The sequence below is a fragment of the Pseudarthrobacter leeuwenhoeki genome, from assembly GCF_055412885.1.
In genome coordinates this window covers 161207-182424 of the sequence record NZ_JBVAYY010000008.1, presented here as the reverse complement: position 1 = coordinate 182424, position 21218 = coordinate 161207, and the positions used below count along the sequence as shown (strand labels likewise).

Genomic DNA, 21218 nt, shown 5'->3' with positions numbered 1-21218 from the left:
ACCGCCCATGAACCCTGAAGACGTCCTGCCCGATGCCCTGCTGGAACGGATCCGCGGGCGCGCCGCCGGCTACGACCGAGACAACGCCTTTTTCCACGAGGACCTGGCGGAGCTGGCGGCGGCCGGCTACCTGAAAATCTTCGTTCCAGCGTCCGACGGCGGACTGGGACTCGGGCTCGCGGCGGCGGCGCAGTTGCAGCGGCGGCTGGCGACGGCGGCGCCAGCCACCGCGCTGGCGATCAACATGCATCTGGTCTGGACCGGCGTCGCGCACCTCCTGGCCGCCCGGGGCGATTCGTCACTCGCTTTCGTCCTCCGGGAGGCCGGGCAGGGTGAGATCTTCGCGTTCGGGAACTCGGAGGCGGGGAACGACTCGGTGCTCTTCGACTCCCGCACCGCGGCTGTCCCGCAAGCCGGCGGGGGATATGCCTTCACCGGCCGCAAGATCTTCACGAGCCTCTCGCCGGCGTGGACCCGGCTGGGGATCTTCGGGAAGGACGCCTCTGCCGCGGACGGTGAGGGGCAGCTGGTCCACGGCTTCCTCACCCGGGACACGCCCGGGTACGAGATCCTGGCCGACTGGGACACCCTGGGCATGCGGGCCAGCCAGTCCAACACCACGGTCCTGGCCGGCGCGGTGGTGCCGGCGGAGCGGATCTTCCGCAAGCTGCCGGTCGGCCCCAACGCGGACCCGCTGCCCTTCGCCATCTTCGCCTGCTTCGAGACGCTGCTGGCCGCGGTCTACACGGGCATCGGCGAGCGGGCCCTCACCCTGGGCATTGAGGCCGTGAAACGGCGGACGTCCTTCAAAAACGCCGGGCGCAGTTACGCCCAGGATCCCGACATCCGCTGGAAGGTGGCAGACGCTGCCATGGCGATGGACGCGCTGTACCCCCAGCTCTCAAGTGTCGCCGCGGACGTCGACGCGCTGGCCGACCACGGCAGCCAGTGGTTCCCGAAACTGGTCGGGCTCAAAGTCAGTGCGACCGAGACGGCCCGCACGGTTGTGGACCTGGCCATCAGGGTGTCCGGGGGATCCAGCTACTTCCGCGGCTCCGAACTGGAACGGCTGTACCGTGACGTGCTGGCGGGAATATTCCAGCCCTCCGACGGCGAATCGGCGCACAACACCGTGGCCAACGCGTGGCTGGGACCGCTCAAGTCGCCCTAGACGGTCCGCTGGACTCCTGGACCCTAGACGGTCCGCTGGACCTGGGTGACCCGGCGGCGGAGCCAGAAGCGTCGGCCTCCACCCAGGTACAGCACGCTGCGCTCCAGTTCCCACTTGCCGTATTCGGAGTGTTCCACCAGGCGGCGGTGAGCTTCCGGCAGGGATTCGTCAGGACTTACCGTCAGTACGAGGTACTCGTACTGCCTCACATAGTCCCGTTCCCGCCGGACTGAGCTGCTAAGAAAATGTTCCTTCATTGCTCTCCATTTTCTTCCTTTTACGGCTAACGTGAAGTCATGAGCATCGATCCGCGTGTCGCGCTTGAAGCCCTGACGGCTGCCCTGGAAGAACACCTCGCCGCTGCGTCAGCACGCCGGGGGCCCGGGGACCCCGCGGTCGAGGCTGCGTTTTTTGTCGTTGCTGATGCCTTTGAAGTCTACGACGACTCCCTCTATGAGGCGTACGGCGAAGTGACGGGGCTTGGGGTCCTTGATGACGACGGCGATGACGAGGACGACGACGTCGACGACGAGGAAGAACTCGAAATCCTCCAGTGACCTGGGCCAGTCCGGACGCCGCTCAGGCGGGGCTGGACACGTCCTCAAGGGCCTGGGCGATCTGCGGCGGCAGCGGTGCCAGCGTGGAATCCAGGATCTCCTTGAGCTGCACCGGCGTGCGGGGCCCCACAATCGCCGTCGCCACACCGTGCTGGGACAGCACCCAGCTCAGCGAGACGTCGAGGGCGGTCCGGCCCAGCCCCTTCGCCGCCATCGCAACGGCCTCCACCACGCTGGACGAGGTCCCTTCAAGGTACGGCTCCACATAGCCGGCCAGCCGCGCATGGGCTGCCCGTGAATCCGCGGGAATGTGCCCGCGGTACTTGCCGCTCAGCACCCCGCGCCCCACCGGGCCCCAGGCCATCAGGCCCAGGCCGGCGTCCTCGATCGCAGGAATGAGTTCAGCTTCGGGGGAGCGGTGCAGCAGGGAGTATTCCGACTGGTTCGCGACCAGCGGGAAACCCGCAACGGCTGCGGCCTTGGCCGTCTGCCAGCCGCTGAAGTTGGAGACTCCCGCATAGCGGGCACGGCCCGAGCGGACGGCGAATTCGAGCGCGGACAGGGTCTCCTCCAGCGGGACGTTGGGGTCCCAGGCCTGCGCGAACCAGAGGTCCACGTGGTCGGTGCCCAGCCGCGCGAGGCTTGCGTCCAGGCCGGAGAGCATCCCTTTCCGGGATGTGTCGACGCCGCGGCGGCCGTCCGACGTCGACAGTCCGGCTTTCGTGGAGATCACCACTTCGGAGCGGGCAACAACGTCGCCCAGCATTCCGCCCAGCATCGCTTCAGCCTGGCCGTCACCGTAGGACGCGGCCGTGTCGATCAGGGTTCCGCCGCCGTCCATAAAGGTGCGAAGCAGGGCCGAAGCATTCTGCTCATCGGTTTCCCGGGCCCAGGACATGGTGCCGAGGGAAAGGGCGGACACACGCAACCCACTGTTGCCGACATAACGCTGCTGCATGTCAGCAAGCTTACGGGGGTCCGGACGCCTTCATGACGTAGGGTCTATCTACGTGAACTGGTTTGAAGCGGCCTTTTTGGGCCTTGTGCAGGGACTGACAGAATTTCTCCCGATTTCCTCGAGCGCCCATCTGCGGATCGTTGGCTCCTTCCTTCCCAACGCCGCTGATCCCGGGGCAGCCTTTACGGCAATCACCCAGCTGGGCACGGAAACCGCCGTCATCGTCTACTTCTGGCGCGACATTGTGCGGATCGTCACGGCATGGGCCGGATCGCTGACAGGTAAAGTCTCGCGGCAGGACCCTGACGCCCGGATGGGCTGGCTGGTGATCCTGGGCAGCCTGCCCATCATCGTCCTCGGCCTGCTGTTCCAGGACCAGATCGAGTCCGTGCTCCGCAGCCTCTGGCTTGTCGCCACCATGCTGATTGTCTTCGGCATGATCCTCGCCGTCGCCGACGCGATCGGACGCCAGGAACGCGATCTCACCCAGCTGACCTATAAACACGGCATCCTCTACGGTCTGGCCCAGGCCATGGCCCTGATCCCCGGGGTCTCCCGCTCCGGCGGCACCATCACCGCCGGCCTGCTGATGGGCTACACCCGCGAAGCGGCGGCCCGCTATTCCTTCCTGCTGGCAATCCCCGCCGTGTTCGGCAGCGGCCTGTACCAGCTCTACAAAGTGGTCTCTGCGGACGGCATCACCGGCCCCTACAGCCTCCCGCAAACGGCGCTGGCCACGGCCGTCGCCTTTGTGGTGGGCTATATCATCATCGGCTGGTTCCTGAAGTATGTCTCGACCCACGGCTACCGGCTCTTCGTCTGGTACCGGATTCTCCTGGGCCTGGCCCTGTACCTGCTGCTCGGTTTCAACGTCATCAGCGCCTAGCACTAGGCTTGGGCTGTGAAGTCTTGGATCTCCCGCCCCGTTCCCCAGCTCCCGGGCAGCATGCCTGCGCTCCGCCTCTTCGACACCGCCAAGGGCAGCGTCGTCACGCTCGGGGCGGCAGGTGAACAGTCGATGTACGTTTGCGGCATCACCCCGTATGACGCCACACACATGGGCCACGCGGCCAGTTACGTCGCGTTCGACCTGCTCAACCGCGCCTGGCGCGACGGCCGCCAGCAGGTCTCCTATGTCCAGAACGTCACCGACGTCGACGATCCCCTCCTGGAGCGCGCGACGGCCACGGGCGTGGACTGGCGCGATCTGGCAGCCAGCCAGATCGAGCTCTTCCAGACAGACATGGAAGCCCTCAACGTGCTGGCCCCGGACCATTATGTGGGTGCTGTGGAAGCCATTCCGCTGATTGTTCCCGCGATCGAACGGCTCGTGCAGCGGGATCTGGCCTACCGGGTGGCCGGTGGCGCAGGCGAGCCGGACGGGGACGTCTATTACGACGTCGAAGCCGCCGGCAAGCACTCCGCCGAGGCCACGGACGCCTGGACCCTCGGCGACGTCTCCGGTCTGTCCGAGGCCGAGATGCTCGGGCTTTTTGCCGAACGGGGCGGTGACCCCGGCCGGGCCGGGAAACGCCAGGCGCTGGACCCGCTGCTCTGGCGGGTCGCCCGCGAGGGCGAACCGAGCTGGCCCGGCGACGGGCTGGGGGAGGGCCGGCCAGGCTGGCACATCGAATGTACCGTCATCGGCCAGAAGTACCTGCCCGCCCCGTTCACCGTGCAGGGCGGCGGCTCGGACCTGATCTTCCCGCACCACGAGATGGGCGCCGGGCATGCCTATTCCCTGTCCGGCGTGCCGCTGGCACAGCACTTCGCGCACGCCGGCATGGTGGGGCTCGACGGGGAGAAAATGAGCAAGTCCAAGGGAAACCTGGTCCTGGTCTCCAAACTCCGCGCCGCCGGCGAAGAGCCGGCAGCGATCCGGCTGGCCATCCTGGCCCACCACTACCGCAGCGACTGGTCCTGGACCGAGGCCGGGTTCGCCCAGGCCAAGGAAAGGCTCCGCACCTGGCGGGCTGCCCTGGACGTCGCGCCCGAAGGCTCGGCCACCGGGCTGGTATCCCGGCTGCGGGCCGAACTCTCAAACGAACTGAACGCCCCGGGAGCTGTCGCGGCCGTCGATGACTGGGCTAAGGCGGCCCTCGCGGACGGCGGCGCCGGATCCGCCCCGGACGCCGCCCTGGTGGGCGACGCCATCAACGCCCTGCTGGGCGTCGAGCTCTAGGGCTTGTCCTTGCCGCGGCGTTTGAGGTAGCGCTCGAATTCCCGGGCGATCGACTCGCCGCTGGCCTCCGGGAGGTCGGCGGTGTCCTTCGCTTCCTCCAGCTGGCGCACATACGCCGCGATCTCGGGGTCCTCGGTGGCCAGCTCGTCAACGCCCCGTTCCCAGGCGTCGGATTCCTCGACGAGCTCCTGGGTGTCGAGCGGAACCTGCAGGAGCTCCTCGATCCGGTGCAGCAGCGCCAGCTGTGCCTTGGGGGAAGGCGCCTGGGCCACGTAATGCGGCACGGCGGCCCAGAGTGAGACCGTCGGCAGCCCGGCCAGCAACGCGACCTCGGCGAGGACACCCACGATCCCCACGGGACCCTCATACTGCGAGGCCTCAAGGTCCATCCGTTCACGCAGCGCAGGGTCATCGGTCGACGCGCTCACCGGGATCGGCCGGCTGTGCGGCACGTCGGCGAGGAGGGCGCCGACAAGGATGACGTAGTCCACATGGAGTGCCTCGGCATGAACCAGCAGTTCGGCGGTGTAGGCCCGCCACTTGTACGACGGCTCGGTGCCCTGGACGAAGATGACGTCCACGTTGGAGTCGGGAACGCTGGCTTTGAAAATACGGGTCGAGGGCCACTTGATCTTCCGCTCACCGGACGAGGTGCGGCGGATCGTGGGCCGGGTGAACTGGAAGTCGTAGTACTCATCGGCGTCGACCGAACCGACCTTCTTGCCGCCCCAGATCTTGTTGAGGTATCGCAAGGCATCGCTCGCAGCCTCCCCGGCGTCGTTCCAGCCTTCAAAGGCGGCGAGCATCACCGTGATGCGCCGGCCCTCGGGGACGGGCTGCAGCAGCCGTTCCGGCTCGGGCGCGCCGCCCGTTTCCGCGGGGTCTACCTCGAAGCTATTCATCCCATCACCCTACGTCCAAGGACCCGGGCCCTGCAGGGAATGAAGCGCAGGAAATCGGCGGCCCGCGGCCGATATTCGCCGTAGGCGTAGTATCAGGCCCCTCACAGGGCCGCCCCGTAGACTGGAAAGCATGCAATCCTCAGCCCCCCAGCCCCTCCTCAAAGCCGCGCTCTGGGACATGGATGGCACCATCGTCGACACCGAGCCGTACTGGATCGAGGCCGAACACGCCCTGGTTGCCGCGCACGGCGGGCAGTGGTCCCACGAGAAGGCCATGCAGCTGGTGGGCCAGTCACTGGTCTTCTCCGCGGGCATCCTGCAGGACGCCGGGGTGGCGCTGGGGCGCCGGGAAATCATCGATATCCTGACGGACCACGTCATCCGCCAGGTCCGCACCTCCGTGCCGTGGCGCCCCGGTGCCCGCGAACTGCTGGAGGAGCTCCACACCGCGGGGATCCGCTGCGCCCTGGTGACGATGTCCGAGGCCCCGCTGGCCCGTGAGATCGTGGCCAGCCTGCCCGGACCCTACTTCGATTTCCTCGTCACCGGCGACACCGTCACGCAGGGCAAGCCACACCCCGAGGCCTACCTCAAGGCTGTCGTACTGCTGCAGGAACAGGACCCGGAACTCGAGCTGCATCACTGCATCGCGCTGGAGGACTCCGAGCCGGGCGTGGCGGCCGCCGTCGCCTCCGGCGTGCTGACCGTCGCCATCCCGCACATCATGCCGCTGCCACACAATCCGCGCCATGCCAGGTGGGACACCCTGGCGGGGCGGACCGTTGCCGACCTCGAAGAGCTTGTCGCCCTGCGCCACGAATTCCCGGACGCAACCTTCGGCACGGCCAGCGGCATCGACGCGGCCCCGGACAGACGGCCGGAACTCGGCGCGGCTAAGGTGCCGGTCCATGACTGACACCGACACCCGCGGCCGGGATCCCCGGAAACAGGACCGCAAGGAGGGGATCCCGCTGGGGCGGATCGGCGGCATCCCGGTGATCCTCGCCTATTCGTGGTTCATCATTGCCGCGTTCACGGTGATCATCTACGGCCCGGTGCTGCAGGCGAACAACCCCTCCCTCGGCATCGGCGCCTACTTCGTGGCGTTCGCCTACGCTGTCCTGCTGCTGATTTCCGTCCTGGTGCATGAGCTCGCGCACGCACTGACCGCGAAAATCTACCGCTGGCCCAGCGAAAAGATCGTCCTCAACCTCTGGGGCGGCCATACGCAGTTTGAGAGCTTCACTGCGTCACCCGGGCGTTCCGTCGTCGTCGCGATGGCGGGTCCGGCGGCCAACTTTGTCCTCGCCGCCGGCGGCTGGCTGCTGCTGACGGCCGGCGACCTCACCGGCGTCGCGGGGATTCTGGCCAACATCTTCGTCTGGGCCAACCTGCTGATCGGCATCTTCAACGTCCTGCCGGGGCTGCCGCTGGACGGCGGCAGGCTCGTTGAATCCGCCGTCTGGAAACTGACCGGCAGCCAGGAAAAGGGCACTGTGGCGGCCGGCTGGGGCGGGCGGATCATCGTAATCGCCCTCGTGGTCTGGTTCGTGGCCCTGCCCCTGCTCAGCGGCGACCGGCCGGACATCTCCCTGATGCTGATCACGTTCCTCGTCGGCGGCTTCCTCTGGATGGGCGCCACCGCCTCCATTGAGCAGGCCAAGCTGCGGAGCAGGCTGCCGCTCGTGGAAGCCGGCGCGCTGGCCGAACCCGCAGTGGGCCTCCCGGAAGGGGCTTCCGTGGCCGACGTGCTGGCGCTGGCCCCGGATCCTGCCACGGGGGAAGGCCCCGCCGTTGTGCTCTACCGCCCGGACGGGCGGCCGGCTGCCGTGGTGGAGGCCGGGGCCCTCGCTTCTGTTCCCGCCGCCGCCGCCGCCACGACGCCCCTCACGGCCGTGTCCTACGCGCTCGGGGAGGGTGCCTACGTGCCGGAGTGGTCCAAAGGACAGGAACTGATCCAGTACCTGGCCCAGCTCGACGGCCTGGAGTACGCCGTCGTCGACCGCGACGGAACCGTAACGGGCCTGCTGCGCCAAGCCGCGGTCCTGGGCGCCCTGACGGGCAGGATTCCGGGGTCCGGCAAACGGATGTTCGGCCAAAGCCGGTAGAGTTACCTGCCGGTCGTGTATTTCCGGCCTGGGCGCACGGCCCCGGGCGCAAGCAGCCGGACCGCCGGCACTTTCTGCGGCCACACAGCTTTACAGGAGCGAGGAACACTTTCATGAGCAGCGACACCGCCGCCAGCACCAGCCCAGACGACGCCGTAACAGCCGACGGCGCCGCCACCAGCGCGGCCGTCAGGACCGGCGCCCCGGCGACCACGCCGGCACGTGCCGGCGGCACTCCCGTCGGCGCTCCCGTCGGCGCTCCCGTCGGCGCAGCCCGCCGCCGCGGACCGTTCCGGGAGGGCGAACGCGTCCAGCTCACCGACGAGCGCGGGCGCATGAACACGATCAGCCTCGAAGCCGGCGGAGCCTTTCACACGCACCGCGGCTTCCTGAACCACGACGAGATCATCGGCAGGCCGGACGGCTCCGTGGTGGTCAACAACGTCGGCCAGCAGTACCAGACGCTCCGCCCGCTGCTCTCGGACTTCGTCCTCTCGATGCCCCGCGGCGCAGCAGTCGTCTACCCCAAGGACGCCGGCCAGATCGTCACGATGGCGGACATCTTCCCCGGCGCACGCGTCGTCGAGGCCGGCGTCGGCTCCGGCGCCCTGTCCATCTCGCTGCTCCGCGCGGTCGGCGACAACGGCTACCTGCACTCCTTCGAGCGGCGGGAAGAATTCGCCGACATCGCCCGCGGCAATGTCGAGACGATCTTCGGCGGCCCGCACCCGGCCTGGCAGATCTCCATCGGTGATTTCCAGGAGGAAGTCGTCCGCACCGAGCAGCCCGGGTCCGTGGACCGCGTGGTCCTGGACATGCTGGCCCCGTGGGAATGCCTCGACGCGGTAGCCACCGTCCTGGCCCCCGGTGGTGTGTGGATCAACTACGTCGCCACCGTGACGCAGCTGTCCCGGACCGCGGAGGCCATCCGCGCCGACGGCCGCTTCACCGAACCCGACGCCTGGGAATCCATGGTCCGCGGCTGGCACCTTGAGGGCCTGGCGGTCCGTCCGGACCACCGGATGGTCGCGCACACCGGCTTCCTGCTGGTCACCCGGCGGCTGGCCGACGGCGTCACGGGCATCTCCATGAAACGACGCCCCTCCAAGACCGACTTCAAGGAAGAGGACGTCAACGCCTGGACGCCCGGTGCGGTGGGGGAGCGCGCCGTGTCGGACAAGAAACTGCGCCGGGCCGCCCGCGACGCCATTGCCGGAACCAATGTCAAGGACGATCCGGATATTACAAAGTAGTCCGTATTTCGGAACTCTTCAGCGGGGCGCGGCTTCTTGGGGCTAATGTCTTAATAGAAGCGTAGGAAGGGGCTGATGCACGATGGAGACTCCGAACACCGATCCGGGCCAGACACCGGCAGAGGATGCGGCCGCATCCGCGGGGCAGGCGCACACCGCCAGCGAGCTGTCCGTGGCCGAGCGGCAGGTCAATATCCTCCGGGACAAACTCCGGCATATTGACCGCCAGCTCGCTGCCGCGACGCAGAACAACTCCAAGCTCGTGGGCATGCTGGAGACCGCGAAAGCGGAGATTCTCCGGCTGAAGGATGCCCTCGACCAGGAGGGCCAGCCGCCGTACAGCTTCGGCACGGTGCTGGCGCTGAACCCGAAACGCCCCCTCTCCGCCGGCAACGGCGGCCAGGCCGCCACCGAGGAATCGGTCGACATTTTCAATGCGGGCCGAAAAATGCGCGTAGGGATCAGCCCTCTGGTCAACATGAACCAGCTGGCAGTCGGCCAGGAAGTCCTCCTCAACGAGGCGCTGATGGTGGTTGCCGGCCTGGGCTACGAACGGGCCGGGGACCTGGTCACGCTGAAGGAAATGCTGGGCACGGACCGTGCCCTGGTGGTCGGCCGGGCGGACGAGGAACGTGTCATCCGGCTCTCGGGCGCCCTGCTGTCGCAGAAACTCCGGGTCGGCGATGCCCTCTCGATCGATTCCCGCACCGGCTACGCGCTCGAAAAGGTCCCTCGCTCCGAGGTGGAGAACCTCGTCCTCGAGGAAGTCCCGGACATCACCTACCAGGACATCGGCGGCCTGGGACCGCAGATCGAACAGATCCGCGACGCCGTGGAGTTGCCGTTCCTGCATCCGGACCTATACCGCGAACACGGACTCAAGGCCCCGAAAGGCATCCTGCTCTACGGCCCGCCGGGCTGCGGCAAGACGCTCATCGCCAAGGCGGTCGCCAACTCCCTCGCCGCCCGGGCCGCCGAACGCACCGGCAAAACGGACATGAAGAGCTATTTCCTGAACATCAAGGGACCGGAGCTGCTGGACAAGTACGTCGGCGAGACCGAACGGCACATCCGGCTGATCTTCGCCCGCGCCCGGGAGAAGGCCTCCGAGGGCAGCCCGGTGGTGGTGTTCTTCGACGAAATGGACTCGCTGTTCCGCACCCGCGGCACCGGCATCTCCTCCGACGTCGAAACGACCATTGTCCCGCAGCTGCTGAGCGAGATCGACGGCGTGGAGCGGCTCGACAACGTGATCGTGATCGGCGCCTCCAACCGTGAGGACATGATCGACCCGGCGATCCTTCGGCCGGGCCGGCTGGACGTCAAGGTCAAGATCCACCGTCCCGACGCGGAGGCCGCGGCGGACATCTTCAACAAATACATCACCGCCGACCTTCCCTTCCACGAGTCCGACCTCGCCGAGCACCAAGGCGACGTGCAGGCCACCGTGGACGCGATGGTCCAGCGCACCGTCGAGGCCATGTACTCCACCGACAAGTCCAACGAATACCTCGAAGTCACCTACGCCAACGGCGACACCGAAATGCTCTACTTCAAGGACTTCAACTCCGGCGCAGTAGTGCAGAACGTCGTTGACCGGGCCAAGAAGTACGCCATCAAGGACCTGCTCACCGTGGGCCAGAAGGGCCTCAGGATCGACCACCTGCTGCGCGCCGTCATCGACGAATTCCGCGAGCACGAGGACATGCCCAACACCACCAACCCGGACGACTGGGCACGGATCTCGGGCAAGAAGGGCGAGCGCATCACGTACATCCGCACCATCGTCCAGGGCAAGGCGGGGCAGGAACCCGGCAAGTCCATCGAGACAATGCCGAGCACAGGCCAGTACCTGTGACGTCAGCCGTGCCCGGCAGGCCCGCCGGCTTGTCAGGCGGGCTGCCGGTCGGCGGTGCCATGCGGGTGATGGGCTCGGAGACCGAATACGGGATCCACGCGCCTTCCGCACCGGGCGCCAACGCCACAATGATGTCCGCCCGCGTGATCCAGGCCTACGCCCAGGTGACACGGCAGCGCGCCGCCGGCGGGGCCGAAACCCGGTGGGACTACACCGACGAGGAACCGCTGCACGACGCCCGCGGCTGGACGCTGGAGCGCAGCCAGGCCGAACCCGACCAGCTCACCGACCAGCCGCCCGTGCTGGACGCCGAGGCTGTCGCCCTGGCCTACGGCCGGCAGGAGCTGGAAGCCGACGGCGAGGACGAGTCCGGCACGCTGCTGATGAACATGGTCCTCGGCAACGGCGCCCGGCTGTACGTGGACCATGCCCACCCCGAGTACTCCAGCCCCGAAGTGACCAACCCGCGCGACGCCGTCGCCTGGGACGCTGCCGGAGACCTCGTGGCCCTCGCCGCGGTGCGGCGCCTGGCTGCGGATCCTGAGCTGCCCCCGATTAATCTGTACAAGAACAACACCGACAACAAGTCGGTCTCCTATGGCTCCCACGAGAACTACCTCATGCCCCGCGCGGTGCCGTTCGGCGACATCGTCCGCGGCCTGACGCCGTTCTTCGTTACCCGCCAGATTTTCTGCGGCGCCGGCCGGGTCGGTATGAAACAGGACGGCTCCCGCCCCGGCTACCAGATCAGCCAGCGGGCGGACTTCTTCGAAACCGAAGTCGGCCTCGAAACCACCATCCGCCGCCCCATCATCAACACCCGCGACGAACCCCACGCCACGGCGGACAAGTACCGTCGGCTCCACGTCATCATCGGGGACGCCAACCTCGGCCAGCCCGCCAACTACCTGAAATTCGGCACCACAGCCCTGGTGCTGAGCCTGATCGAGGCAGGGCTGGCCCCGAAGCTGGAAGTCCACGAGCCGGTTGCCTCGCTGCAGACCGTCAGCCACGACACCTCGCTCACCGCCACCCTGCGGCTGCTCGACGGGCGCCGTATCACCGCACTGGACCTGCAGTGGATCTACTTTGAAGCGGCCGCGAAGCACTCCCAGGACACCGGGGTCGCTGATGCCGTGGACGGGGACGGCCACACCCATGAGGTGCTGGAACGCTGGTCGGCGACACTGACCGAACTGGGCAACGACCGCGCGGCGGCTGCGTCCTCCGTGGAATGGCTGGCGAAACTTTCCCTGCTGGAGGGCTACCGGGACCGCGACGGGCTGGAGTGGGGCCACGCGCGGCTGGGCCTCGTGGACCTGCAGTGGGCGGACATCCGGCCGGAGAAGGGGCTCTACCACCGCCTGCTGGAACGGGACCGCATGCAGCGGATCGTCGACGACGGCGTGATCCAGCGGGCAGTCACAGAGCCGCCGTCGGACACCCGGGCCTTCTTCCGGGGCCGCTGCGTCAGCCGCTTCGGGGCTGACGTTGTCGGCGCCAGCTGGGACTCCGTGATTTTCGATGTGCCCGGCCGCGGCCGGCTGCAGCGGGTCCCCACCCGGGAACCGCTGCGCGGAACCGAGGCCCTCACAGGTGGCCTCTTCGCCCGGCACCGGGATGCAGGAGCCTTCCTGTCCGAGCTGCTGGGCCTGCCTCCCGGTTCCTAGGGACAAAGAGTCCCGCAGGGGCTCCGGGCGTGGCACTATGGCTTACAGGAAGTGCCTTGCGAAGAAGAGACGGACAGAAGGAGAGAACAATGGCAGGCCAGGAGCAGCAGCAGCCGCAGTCGCGGGACACCGAGGTCGACGAAGGCGTCCCGGCCGCCCCGCCGGCTCCCGCGGAGGGCCAGGCGTCAGCCGCCACCCAGGGCGTTGACGATCTGCTCGATGAGATCGACGGGGTTCTGGAGTCCAATGCCGAGGAGTTCGTTCGGGCGTTTGTCCAAAAGGGCGGACAGTAGCGCACCGCCCGGACCACGGCGCCGCAGGGGTTGCGCCGGCACAGGGCTGAGGGCCGCAAGTCGTTGATTCACTACGTTGAGGGAGTGCACCAGTGCAGGAAACCACCGCCAACCAGGTAGCAGCCAACGCCACATCCTCCTTCACTGAACACCTGCAGCGCCAGCGCCCCGACTTACTGCCTTTCGGGCTTCTGCCGTCCGGCCAGCAGCTCCCGGCAGGTAATCCCGCCACGCCGCTGCAGGCACCGCACGGGACGACCATCGTGGCGATGACCTACGCCGGTGGGGTGCTGATGGCGGGGGACCGCCGGGCCACGATGGGCAACGTCATCGCCAGCCGGCACATCGAAAAAGTGTTCCCGGCGGATGCGTATTCCGTGCTCGGCATCGCCGGGACTGCGGGGATCGCGCTCGACATCACCCGTCTCTTCCAGGTTGAACTCGAACACTACGAGAAGATCGAGGGGACACTCCTGAGCCTCGACGGCAAAGCCAACAGGCTCGGGGCGATGGTCCGCAGCAACCTGCCAATGGCGATGCAGGGCCTCGCCGTCGTGCCGCTGTTCGCAGGCTTCGACCGCCCCGCGGGGCTTGGCCGGCTGTTCTCCTACGACGTCACCGGGGGCCGGTACGAGGAGCAGGAACACCACACGGTCGGTTCCGGCTCGATGTTCGCGCGCGGCGCGCTCAAGAAACTCTGGCGGCCCAACCTCCCGGAGCGGGACGCCGTCTCCGTCGCCGTCGAGGCCCTCTACGACGCCGCCGACGACGACTCCGCCACCGGCGGCCCCGACCCCGTCCGGCAGCTTTGGCCGGTCGTTTACACCGTCAACCGGGCAGGTGCCTTCCGGGTTCCGGACCGCGAGCTCGCGGCAATGGCCGGCGCCATCATCGAATCCAGGGCCGTTGCCCAGCGGGAGGCCTGAGATGACCCAGCAGTTCTACGTATCGCCCGAACAACTGATGAAGGACCGCGCGGACTTCGCGCGGAAGGGCATCGCCCGCGGGCGCTCCGTGGTGGTCATCAGCTGCCGCGACGGGATTGCCCTCGTGGCCGAGAACCCGTCGCCGTCACTGCATAAGATCGGCGAGATTTACGACAAGATTGCGTTCGCAGCCGTGGGGAAATACAACGAATTCGAGAGCCTCCGGCAGGCCGGGGTCCGGTACGCGGATGTGCGCGGCTACTCCTACGACCGGGAGGACGTCACGGCCAGGGGCCTCGCCAGCGTCTACGCACAGAGCCTGGGGGCGGTTTTTACCGCGGAACAGAAGCCCTTCGAAGTCGAACTGGCGGTGGCCGAGGTGGGGTCCTCCGCGGAAGAGGACCACCTCTACCGGCTGACCTTCGACGGGTCGATCGCCGACGAGAACGGCTTCATCGTGATGGGCGGCCAGGCGGACAAGGTCTCCGAGGCCGTCGCAGCAGGCTGGCAGGGCGACCTGGACTTCGCCGGTGCGATCAGGCTTGCCCTGGCCGGTCTCGTTGCGGACAAGGAAACCACCACGCTGCCGCCATCGGCCGTGGAGGTGGCGGTGCTGGACCGCGGCTCGGAAAGCAGCCGGGGCACCCGCCGTGCGTTCCGCCGGCTTGAAGACGCAGACATCACGGCTTTGCTGGCTGAGGAGAAGTAACAATGGACAAGCGCATTTTTGGCATCGAGACCGAGTTCGGGATTTCCTATTCGAGCCCGGAGTCCCGCCCGCTGGCCCCCGAAGAGGTCGCCCGCTACTTGTTCCGCAAGGTGGTCAGCTGGGGGAGGTCCTCCAATGTGTTTCTGACCAACGGGTCCCGGCTCTACCTCGATGTCGGGTCCCACCCGGAATACGCCACCGCGGAATGCGACGACCTCGCCCAGCTGATCGCGCACGACCGGGCCGGGGAACTCATCCTTGGCGACCTCGTCGACGAAGCGCAGGAACGGCTCGCGGCGGAGGGCTTCAACGGCACCGTGTACCTGTTCAAGAACAACACCGACTCCGCCGGGAACTCCTACGGCAGCCACGAGAACTACCTCATCCCGCGGCGGGGCGAATTTTCCCGGCTGGCCGAGATCCTGATTCCGTTCCTCGTGACCCGGCAGCTGATCGCCGGCGCCGGGAAGATCCTCAAAACCCCGCACGGGGCCACCTTCGCGTTCTCCCAGCGGGCCGACCATATCTGGGAGGGCGTCTCGTCCGCCACCACCAGGTCCCGACCAATCATCAACACCCGCGATGAGCCGCACGCGGACGCCGAGTTTTACCGCCGGCTGCACGTGATCGTGGGCGACTCCAACATGTCCGAAACCACGGCGCTGCTTAAGGTGGGCACCGTGGACCTTATTCTGCGGATGATCGAGGCCGGGGTCATCATGCGTGACATGCGGATGGAGAACCCGATCCGCAGCATCCGGGAGATCTCCCATGACCTCAGCGGACGGGCGCTGGTCCGGCTCGCCAACGGCCGGCAGCTCACCGCCCTGGAAATCCAGCGCGAATACCTGGGCAAGGTCACGGCGTTCGTCGCGGAGCAGGGAGCCCACAACGTCCACGTCCCCCTGATCCTGGATCTCTGGGAACGCACCCTCGATGCGATCGAGAGCGGCGACACCAGCAGGATCGACACCGAAGTGGACTGGGCGATCAAGAAGAAGCTCATGGACAAGTACCGCGAACGGCACAACCTGGGACTGGACGCGCCCCGGATCGCCCAGCTGGACCTGACCTACCACGACATCTCCCGCACCCGCGGGCTCTACTACCTGCTGCAGTCCCGCGGGGCCGTGCGCCGCGTGGTGGATGACACCGCGGTCAAGGATGCGGTGGATGCCCCGCCGCAGACCACCCGCGCCAAGCTCCGCGGCGACTTTGTCCGGCGGGCGCAGGAACTGGGCCGCGACTACACCGTGGACTGGGTCCACCTGAAACTCAACGACCGCGCCCACCAGACCCTGTTGTGCAAGGACCCGTTCCGCAGTGTGGACGAGCGGGTGGATGCCCTGCTGAACTCTATGGGCTGATACCCAGCTTTCCACGTTATTCTGAGACAGTGCCGTTCGCGGCCAACGCTTGCTTTGCCGCTGGCACCTGCCCGGCGACGCGTCCATCCTGCCCCGACGAAAGTTCTTAAGTGCGCCGACTACTAGCAATTCTTCTTCCCGGACTGCTGCTGCTGACCGCCTGCGGCGGCGGCGAACCAGCCGCCCCGGAACCCACCAGCCAGTCCGCCGGCGAGACCGCCAAGCTGGACTCCCTCAAGCTGACGGAGAACGGCGACAAGACCGCACCCGGTGTCGAATTCGACAAGCCCCTCGAGGTCAAGGAACCCACCGTCAAGGTCATCACGGAAGGCGACGGCGACCGGGTTAAAGCCAACCAGATCGCCTCGATCTCCATCGTTGCCCTGAGCGGCAAGGACGGTTCCACCCTGGAGGACACCTTCCCGCGGGACCCCGAGGAGCTTGAACTGACCGAGGAGCTGAAGACCGAAAGCCCCGTCATCTACAGCGCCTTCGTGGGCGCCAAGATCGGAACCCACCTGGCCCTGGCCGTTCCCGGCCCGGCAGCCGCTGAAGGCGCCGAAGCGCAGCCCACCCAGCTCCTCGTCGTCAAGGTGCTCTCCGCCAAGGATGCGCCCAAGGTCCTGGACAAGCCCGAGGGCGAAACGGTCACCCCGCCGGCCGGCCTGCCGACCGTCAAGGACAATGACAAGGGCATCCCGGAGATCTCCGTCGAGGGCGCAGCCGCCCCGACCGCTCTGGTGTCCCAGGACCTCATCAAGGGCACCGGCCCCGAGGTCAAGGCAGGTGACAGGATTACTGTCAACTATGCAGGTATCAGGTTTGCTGATGGCAAGGTTTTTGATGCGAGCTATGACAAAGGCGAGACCTTCACGACGCGCATCGGCGCCAGCGAGGTCATCGGTGGCTGGGATCAGGGACTGGTCGGGAAGACCGTCGGCTCCCGGGTGCTACTCGTGATCCCGAAGGCCCTGGCCTACCCCGATGCCTCTGCTGATAACGGCAAGCCCGAGGGCGACCTCGTCTTCGTCGTCGATATCCTCGGCATCAAGTAACCAGCACACCCGCACCACCCCCAAGCCACACCAGAAGGAGCACCCATGTCATTTGGACAGCGCAACACTGACCGCCAGAAGCCGGAAATTGACTTCCCGGAGGGCCCCGTTCCCACCGATCTCGTCATCACCGACCTTGTCGAGGGCGACGGCGCCGAAGCCAAGGCCGGCGACACCGTCTCCACCCACTACGTCGGCGTGGCCTGGTCCACCGGCGAAGAGTTCGACGCCTCCTGGGGCCGCGGCGCGCCGCTCGACTTCCGCGTCGGCGTCGGCCAGGTCATCCAGGGCTGGGACCAGGGCCTGCTGGGCATGAAGGTCGGCGGCCGCCGCCGGCTCGAAATCCCGTCCGAGCTGGCCTACGGGCCGCGCGGCGCCGGCGGCGCGATCGGCCCCAACGAGGCACTGATCTTCGTCGTCGACCTCGTCGCCGTCCGCTAGTCCCCACCCGCCCCCTATCCTCGCAAGCTCGGACAAGGAACCCGGCGGGCGTGGGCCCACGGCCACCGTACTGCCAAAGCGCGGTAACAATCGGAGAAGTTCTTCCGGCTGTTGCCGCGCTTTTGCCGGTTTCGCTCGGGACTTTAGTACCCTTGCGGGGTGTCAGCCTCCCGTACCGAACGCCTCCTGAACCTGCTTATCGCGTTGCTCAACACCACCTACGGCCTGCGCCGCAGCGAACTGCGCGACAAGGTCTACCACGACACCACCAGCACCGACGTCGCCTTCGGCCGGATGTTCGAACGCGACAAGAGCGAGCTGCGGCGGTTCGGCTTCGACGTCGAGACCGTCACGGACAAGGGCTGGGGTTCGGATGATCCGGCCACCACCCGCTACCGGATCGGCAAGGACTCCAACCGGCTTCCGGACGTCAGCCTCACCCCGGCAGAGTGCACCGTTCTGATTCTCGCCGCACAGCTCTGGGAGCACGCCGCCCTCGGCTCCGCGGCCGCCAACGCGGTGCGCAAACTGCAGGCCTCCGGCGGCCTGGTCGACGCCGAACTCCCCGCCGGGGTCCAGCCGCGGATCCGTCCCGCCGGGCAGGCGTTCGAGGACCTCATCGCGGCCATGCACGCCCAGCACCCCGTCAGCTTCCGCTACCTCGCCGGGAGCACCGGCCAGGAAGAGGACCGGCTGGTGGAACCCTGGGGACTGGGCAGCCGATTCGGCCAGTGGTATCTCGTGGCCCACGACAAGGCCCGCGGGGACAAACGCTTCTTCCGGCTCTCCCGCCTCACGTCCGCCGTGACCGTCCTGGACAAGGAACGCTTCACCCCGCCGGCGGACTTCAATGTGCGCGCCGAACTCGCCGGGCTGGCGGAGCTGCCTGTCCGGACCGCCGTCGTCGATGTCCAGCCCGAGAGGCTGCGCGGACTGCGCAAACGCGCTCTCCCCGGCCCTGCCGCGGAAACCGGCGCCGGCCTGCCCACCACGGGCCGGGACCGCCTCAGTGTCCCGTTCCGGGACGTCGAGACGCTAGCCGAGGAGCTTGCCTCCTACGGGCCCCGGGCCGTCGCGGTGGCCCCGCCCGAACTCGTCAGCTCCGTGCGGCGCCGCCTGGCCGCAGCGGCCATCTTCGCCGCGACCCCCGTCCCGGCCGCATCTTCCCTTGCTGCCGCTTTCCCGGCAGCATCTTCCCTTCCAGCCGCTTTCCCTCCGGGGAAGCCCCGGCACGGCCGCAAGCGCACCTCGGAGGACCAACTGAGCCGGATGCTCCAGCTGGTGCCGTTCCTGGTCCACAACCAGGGCCTGCACATCAGCGACGTGGCGCAGAAATTCGGGATCACCCGGGAGGAACTGGAAGCGGACCTGCGGATCCTGATCTGCTCCGGCCTGCCCGAGGGGTACCCGGATGACCTGCTGGACATCCAGTGGGACGACGACCACGTGACCATCAGCGAGGACCTCGACCTGAAGCGGCCTGTCCGCTTCACCGTGGAGGAGGCCTGCGCCCTGTTGGCTGGGCTGGAGACGCTCAACGGACTGCCCGAGCTCGCCGAAGGCAGTGCCCTTGAATCCGTCACGCTCAAGCTGATGGCAGCAGCGGGGGAGGAGGGCCTCAAGGCGGCCGCGCTCTCCGGCCCCGAGGTGGGGCCGGAGAACTCCGCAGCGCTGGAAACGGCCCGCGAAGCCATCCGGGACGGCGCCCAGCTGCGGCTGCGGTACTTCTCGCCGCTGCGGGATTCGGTGTCCGAACGCAACATCGATCCGCTGCGGCTCTATTCGTTGGACAACACCTGGTATCTGGAGGCCTACTGTCATTCCGCACAGGGCCTGCGCAACTTCCGGCTGGACCGGATCGAAGCCCTGGAAACCACCGGCATGCCCGTCTCGGAGACGGCGGCGCCGGGGGACAGCTTCCCCGTCAAACTCTTCACCCCCAACGACGACGACACCGTGGTGGTGGTTGAACTGACACGCCGCGGCACCGGACTCGCCGATGAGTACTACGCGGAGCGGACTGCGGAACTGCCCGACGGCGGGCTGTTGGCCGAAATCCGCTTCGGCAGCACCGACTGGCTGCCGATGTTCGTGGCCCAGCACGGCGGGGCGGTCCGGATCGTTCACCCGGAAGAGCTGGCGGGCGCATCCCGCGAGTGGCTTGCCGCTGCCTTGGCCCAATATGAAGACTAGCCAGTGCGGCGGCTAGACTACTCAGCATGCCTTGGTGGTCCTGGATCGTAATCTGGATAGCGCTCGTTGCGCTGTCACTGTTGTTCTTCGTTGTGCTCGGCGCATGGTTGTTCCGGAAGTTCATGGCCACCGTCAAGGAACTCGGCGAGGCGGGGGAGCGGTTCTCCACGTTCCCGTCCGGGCCGGATACCTTGGGTTCAGCCGGTGTTCATCTGGACCTCGTAGGCTCGGACGGCGACGATGCGGGAGAAGTATCCGGCCCGCGCGCCGTGCCCGGTTCCGCCGTTTTTGCCTCTCCTGTGCAGATGGGGCATGATTACCGCGCGTCCAGGTCCACCCGCCAGGAAGCACGCCGCAGGCGGCGCGTCCAGCGCAAGCTGGACCGTGGCCAGCCCCAGCGGCTGCACGACATCGAATTGGGTTAGACGTAGGATGTATTTCAACGAAAGGACCGCTTGTCATGAGGCTTGAAGGCTGGCATCTCATCATCATCATCGTTCTGGCACTGGTGCTTTTCGCTGCGCCGAAGCTGCCCGGCATGGCCCGGAGCCTGGGCCAGTCGATGCGCATTTTCAAGTCGGAGGTCCGGGAAATGAAGAAGGACGGCGCCACGGACGCTGCAGACGGCTCTGAGCCTGTCGAGGGCCGGGTAGTGAACCACCCGAAGCCCGCCGGCACGGAAACCCGCGCCGGAGACGGAACAGACGTTCCGCCGCCGAACCGCGCCTAACACCGCGTGGCAGTAACCATGGGCCACCGGTCGAACCCCGAGGGGAGGATGGCGCTCCTCGACCACCTGAAAGAACTGCGGAACCGGCTGTTCAAGTCCGCGATCGCCGTCGTCCTGGGAACCGTCGTCGGGTTCCTCGTCTACCAGCCCATGCTTGCGGCACTGATCAAACCGATCGCTGACCTCAATGAAAATGAGGGCCGGCAGGCGACGCTGAACTTTGATGGGGTGGCCAGCTCTTTTGACCTGATGATCCAGGTGTCCGTCTTCCTGGGCCTGATCGTGGCGAGCCCGGTCTGGCTGTACCAGTTGTGGGCCTTCATTGTTCCCGGCCTGCACAAGAAGGAACGCAGGATGGCGCTGTCCTTCGTGGCGGCTGCCGTTCCGCTGTTTGTGGGCGGGGTCCTGCTGGCCTGGCTGGTGCTTCCGAACGCGGTCCGGGTGCTGACCGACTTCACCCCCTCCGGCGGCTCCAACTTCATCAGCGCCCAGGTGTATCTGTCCTTTGTGCTGCGGCTCCTGCTGGCATTCGGCATCGCCTTTCTGTTGCCGGTGGTCCTCGTCGGGCTGAACCTCGCGGGAATCATCAAGGGCAAGCAGCTCGTCAAGAGCTGGCGCATCACCGTGTTCCTGGTCTGCCTCTTCGCTGCCATGGCTGCGCCCGGAGCCGACGCGATGAGCATGTTCTACCTTGCCGGGCCGATGCTGCTCCTGTTCTTCGCCGCCATCGGACTGTGCCTGCTCAACGACCGCCGCCGTGACCGGCGCGCCGTCAAACGGGCCGCGGAGACCGAAGCCACCGCGGACCAGGCGACTCCCAGCTCCGAGCTGGAGAATCTCTAGCC

General features: G+C 67.3%; 22 protein-coding genes. 19 read left to right on the top strand and 3 right to left on the bottom strand.

From position 1 onward, the window contains the following. Positions 1 to 7: 7 nt before the first annotated feature. The gene (locus tag ACZYX4_RS09245; RefSeq protein WP_463875277.1) at positions 8 to 1171 is read left to right on the top strand and encodes an acyl-CoA dehydrogenase family protein; all 1164 of its coding nucleotides are present in this window, start codon (positions 8 to 10) and stop codon (positions 1169 to 1171) included. Positions 1172 to 1194: 23 nt separating this feature from the next. Here ACZYX4_RS09245 and ACZYX4_RS09240 read toward each other — a convergent pair whose 3' ends face one another. Then, complete coding sequence (locus ACZYX4_RS09240) at positions 1195 to 1428, bottom strand: DUF5703 family protein (protein ID WP_463875276.1); 234 nt, start codon at positions 1426 to 1428, stop codon at positions 1195 to 1197. Between the two features lie 39 nt (positions 1429 to 1467). Between ACZYX4_RS09240 and ACZYX4_RS09235 the strand changes: the two genes are divergently transcribed. After that, complete coding sequence (locus tag ACZYX4_RS09235) at positions 1468 to 1728, top strand: hypothetical protein (protein ID WP_463875275.1); 261 nt, start codon at positions 1468 to 1470, stop codon at positions 1726 to 1728. A 22-nt stretch (positions 1729 to 1750) separates the two neighbouring features. On the opposite strand, the gene ACZYX4_RS09230 is transcribed toward ACZYX4_RS09235, so the two are convergent. Next, the gene (locus tag ACZYX4_RS09230; protein WP_463875274.1) at positions 1751 to 2686 is read right to left on the bottom strand and encodes an aldo/keto reductase; all 936 of its coding nucleotides are present in this window, start codon (positions 2684 to 2686) and stop codon (positions 1751 to 1753) included. 52 nt (positions 2687 to 2738) lie between these two features. Here ACZYX4_RS09230 and ACZYX4_RS09225 point away from each other — a divergent pair, with 52 nt between their 5' ends. Beyond that, a complete protein-coding gene (locus ACZYX4_RS09225) occupies positions 2739 to 3572 on the top strand; it encodes an undecaprenyl-diphosphate phosphatase (RefSeq protein WP_463875273.1) in 834 nt (277 codons plus the stop codon). A gap of 15 nt (positions 3573 to 3587) precedes the next feature. Then, positions 3588 to 4868 carry a cysteine--1-D-myo-inosityl 2-amino-2-deoxy-alpha-D-glucopyranoside ligase gene (gene mshC / locus ACZYX4_RS09220; RefSeq protein ID WP_463875272.1) on the top strand — a complete coding sequence of 427 codons (1281 nt, stop codon included), beginning with the start codon at positions 3588 to 3590 and terminating at the stop codon, positions 4866 to 4868. On the opposite strand, the gene ACZYX4_RS09215 is transcribed toward mshC, so the two are convergent. Further along, complete coding sequence (locus ACZYX4_RS09215) at positions 4865 to 5770, bottom strand: PAC2 family protein (protein ID WP_463875271.1); 906 nt, start codon at positions 5768 to 5770, stop codon at positions 4865 to 4867. The two genes, mshC and ACZYX4_RS09215, sit on opposite strands and share 4 nt — an antisense overlap. 130 nt (positions 5771 to 5900) lie before the next feature. Here ACZYX4_RS09215 and ACZYX4_RS09210 point away from each other — a divergent pair, with 130 nt between their 5' ends. The 15 genes from ACZYX4_RS09210 (at position 5901) to tatC (ending at position 21216) form a co-directional block, all read left to right on the top strand. Further along, positions 5901 to 6686: an HAD family hydrolase gene (locus ACZYX4_RS09210; protein ID WP_463875270.1), complete on the top strand. Its 786-nt coding sequence runs from the start codon at positions 5901 to 5903 to the stop codon at positions 6684 to 6686. Further along, complete coding sequence (locus tag ACZYX4_RS09205) at positions 6679 to 7878, top strand: site-2 protease family protein (protein ID WP_463875269.1); 1200 nt, start codon at positions 6679 to 6681, stop codon at positions 7876 to 7878. The genes ACZYX4_RS09210 and ACZYX4_RS09205 overlap by 8 nt, the downstream gene beginning before the upstream one ends. 113 nt (positions 7879 to 7991) lie before the next feature. Then, positions 7992 to 9131, top strand: a complete 1140-nt coding sequence (locus ACZYX4_RS09200) for a tRNA (adenine-N1)-methyltransferase (protein ID WP_463875268.1) — start codon at positions 7992 to 7994, stop codon at positions 9129 to 9131. A gap of 82 nt (positions 9132 to 9213) precedes the next feature. Next, positions 9214 to 10989, top strand: a complete 1776-nt coding sequence (gene arc / locus ACZYX4_RS09195; RefSeq protein ID WP_463875267.1) for a proteasome ATPase — start codon at positions 9214 to 9216, stop codon at positions 10987 to 10989. A gap of 59 nt (positions 10990 to 11048) precedes the next feature. Next, positions 11049 to 12659 carry a depupylase/deamidase Dop gene (dop, locus tag ACZYX4_RS09190; protein WP_463875317.1) on the top strand — a complete coding sequence of 537 codons (1611 nt, stop codon included), beginning with the start codon at positions 11049 to 11051 and terminating at the stop codon, positions 12657 to 12659. 89 nt (positions 12660 to 12748) lie between these two features. Beyond that, entirely contained in the window at positions 12749 to 12952 is a 204-nt protein-coding gene (locus ACZYX4_RS09185; RefSeq protein WP_463875266.1) for a ubiquitin-like protein Pup, read from the top strand. 92 nt (positions 12953 to 13044) lie between these two features. Then, complete coding sequence (prcB, locus tag ACZYX4_RS09180; RefSeq protein WP_463875265.1) at positions 13045 to 13878, top strand: proteasome subunit beta; 834 nt, start codon at positions 13045 to 13047, stop codon at positions 13876 to 13878. Between the two features lies 1 nt (position 13879). Then, positions 13880 to 14587 carry a proteasome subunit alpha gene (gene prcA / locus ACZYX4_RS09175; protein ID WP_463875264.1) on the top strand — a complete coding sequence of 236 codons (708 nt, stop codon included), beginning with the start codon at positions 13880 to 13882 and terminating at the stop codon, positions 14585 to 14587. 2 nt (positions 14588 to 14589) lie between these two features. Then, entirely contained in the window at positions 14590 to 15954 is a 1365-nt protein-coding gene (pafA, locus tag ACZYX4_RS09170; protein WP_463875263.1) for a Pup--protein ligase, read from the top strand. 110 nt (positions 15955 to 16064) lie between these two features. Continuing rightward, positions 16065 to 17009: an FKBP-type peptidyl-prolyl cis-trans isomerase gene (locus ACZYX4_RS09165; RefSeq protein ID WP_463875262.1), complete on the top strand. Its 945-nt coding sequence runs from the start codon at positions 16065 to 16067 to the stop codon at positions 17007 to 17009. A gap of 45 nt (positions 17010 to 17054) precedes the next feature. Then, a complete protein-coding gene (locus ACZYX4_RS09160; protein WP_463875261.1) occupies positions 17055 to 17450 on the top strand; it encodes an FKBP-type peptidyl-prolyl cis-trans isomerase in 396 nt (131 codons plus the stop codon). Positions 17451 to 17609: 159 nt separating this feature from the next. Continuing rightward, a complete protein-coding gene (locus ACZYX4_RS09155) occupies positions 17610 to 19643 on the top strand; it encodes a helix-turn-helix transcriptional regulator (protein WP_463875260.1) in 2034 nt (677 codons plus the stop codon). A 26-nt stretch (positions 19644 to 19669) separates the two neighbouring features. Next, complete coding sequence (locus ACZYX4_RS09150) at positions 19670 to 20068, top strand: hypothetical protein (RefSeq protein ID WP_463875259.1); 399 nt, start codon at positions 19670 to 19672, stop codon at positions 20066 to 20068. 35 nt (positions 20069 to 20103) lie between these two features. Beyond that, the gene (gene tatA / locus ACZYX4_RS09145) at positions 20104 to 20373 is read left to right on the top strand and encodes a Sec-independent protein translocase subunit TatA (protein ID WP_463875258.1); all 270 of its coding nucleotides are present in this window, start codon (positions 20104 to 20106) and stop codon (positions 20371 to 20373) included. A gap of 48 nt (positions 20374 to 20421) precedes the next feature. Next, positions 20422 to 21216, top strand: coding sequence for a twin-arginine translocase subunit TatC (tatC, locus tag ACZYX4_RS09140; RefSeq protein WP_463875257.1), 795 nt, complete (start codon positions 20422 to 20424; stop codon positions 21214 to 21216). Positions 21217 to 21218: the final 2 nt, after the last annotated feature.

Bases quoted from the DNA above. Each gene is read 5' to 3' on its own strand.
- ACZYX4_RS09245 (WP_463875277.1), top strand. From the start codon at position 8: ATGAACCCTGAAGACGTCCTGCCCGATGCCCTGCTGGAACGGATCCGC.
- ACZYX4_RS09240 (WP_463875276.1), bottom strand. From the start codon at position 1,428: ATGAAGGAACATTTTCTTAGCAGCTCAGTCCGGCGGGAACGGGACTAT.
- ACZYX4_RS09235 (WP_463875275.1), top strand. From the start codon at position 1,468: ATGAGCATCGATCCGCGTGTCGCGCTTGAAGCCCTGACGGCTGCCCTG.
- ACZYX4_RS09230 (WP_463875274.1), bottom strand. From the start codon at position 2,686: ATGCAGCAGCGTTATGTCGGCAACAGTGGGTTGCGTGTGTCCGCCCTT.
- ACZYX4_RS09215 (WP_463875271.1), bottom strand. From the start codon at position 5,770: ATGAATAGCTTCGAGGTAGACCCCGCGGAAACGGGCGGCGCGCCCGAG.
- ACZYX4_RS09210 (WP_463875270.1), top strand. From the start codon at position 5,901: ATGCAATCCTCAGCCCCCCAGCCCCTCCTCAAAGCCGCGCTCTGGGAC.
- ACZYX4_RS09205 (WP_463875269.1), top strand. From the start codon at position 6,679: ATGACTGACACCGACACCCGCGGCCGGGATCCCCGGAAACAGGACCGC.
- ACZYX4_RS09200 (WP_463875268.1), top strand. From the start codon at position 7,992: ATGAGCAGCGACACCGCCGCCAGCACCAGCCCAGACGACGCCGTAACA.
- arc (WP_463875267.1), top strand. From the start codon at position 9,214: ATGGAGACTCCGAACACCGATCCGGGCCAGACACCGGCAGAGGATGCG.
- dop (WP_463875317.1), top strand. From the start codon at position 11,049: ATGCGGGTGATGGGCTCGGAGACCGAATACGGGATCCACGCGCCTTCC.
- ACZYX4_RS09185 (WP_463875266.1), top strand. From the start codon at position 12,749: ATGGCAGGCCAGGAGCAGCAGCAGCCGCAGTCGCGGGACACCGAGGTC.
- prcA (WP_463875264.1), top strand. From the start codon at position 13,880: ATGACCCAGCAGTTCTACGTATCGCCCGAACAACTGATGAAGGACCGC.
- pafA (WP_463875263.1), top strand. From the start codon at position 14,590: ATGGACAAGCGCATTTTTGGCATCGAGACCGAGTTCGGGATTTCCTAT.
- ACZYX4_RS09160 (WP_463875261.1), top strand. From the start codon at position 17,055: ATGTCATTTGGACAGCGCAACACTGACCGCCAGAAGCCGGAAATTGAC.
- ACZYX4_RS09150 (WP_463875259.1), top strand. From the start codon at position 19,670: ATGCCTTGGTGGTCCTGGATCGTAATCTGGATAGCGCTCGTTGCGCTG.
- tatA (WP_463875258.1), top strand. From the start codon at position 20,104: ATGAGGCTTGAAGGCTGGCATCTCATCATCATCATCGTTCTGGCACTG.
- tatC (WP_463875257.1), top strand. From the start codon at position 20,422: ATGGCGCTCCTCGACCACCTGAAAGAACTGCGGAACCGGCTGTTCAAG.